The organism is Hymenobacter agri, from assembly GCF_054778495.1.
The window spans coordinates 1-793 of the sequence record NZ_BAAGZM010001120.1; the positions used below are offsets into that span (position 1 = coordinate 1).

General features: G+C 69.1%; 1 protein-coding gene. It reads right to left on the reverse strand.

What is annotated here, in order from left to right; all coding sequences use genetic code 11:
* Positions 1 to 793 (reverse strand): helicase-related protein (locus tag ACYVDE_RS24840; protein WP_460504193.1); only part of this gene is annotated, 793 nt, incomplete at both ends.

The window sequence follows — 793 nt, forward strand, 5'->3', positions numbered from 1 at the left end:
CTGGTCGGCGGCGGCGCGGGCCACGGGCACGGTTTCGAGGGTGGTGAAGCCGGTGCGGGGCACGAAGCGCGGCACCCGGGCGAAGCCGCCGTCAATCACCACCCGCACGCCCTCAATGGTGAGGCTGGTTTCGGCGATACTGGTGGCCAGAATGACCTTGCGCCGGCCGGGTTTCGACGGCCGTAGCGCGGCGTCCTGGGTTTCGAGGGGCAGCTCGCCGTGCAGCAGGTGCAGGTCGATGTGGTCGGGGAGCGAGCCTTCGAGCTTGCGGGCGCTACGCTGCAGGTCGCCCACGCCGGGCAGAAAAACCAGCACGTCGCCCTCGGCGTGGGCGTTCAACGCCATTTTTACTTGCGCGGGCACCAACTCGGCCAGCCGCTCGGCGGGCTTGTTGGGCAGGGCGGCGGCGCGGCGTGGGTCGAGATAATGCGTCTCAATCGGAAAAAGAAAGCCGGCCGACGATACCACCGGCGCGGGCAGCCACTGGCCCAGCCGCTGGGCTTCGAGCGTGGCGCTCATGATGAGGATGCGCAGGTCGTCGCGCAGTACCGCCTGGGCGTCCAGCGCTAGGGCCAGGCCGAGGTCGGCATTCAGGCTGCGCTCGTGAAATTCGTCGAACACCACGGCCGCCACGCCTTCCAGCGCCGGGTCGTCCTGAATCATGCGGGTGAGAATGCCTTCGGTGATGACTTCCACGCGGGTATCCTTGCTCACCTTGCTGTCCAGTCGCACGCGGTAGCCGATGGTGCGGCCCACGGGCTCGCCCAGCAGCTGGGCCAGGCGGGCGGCCGCG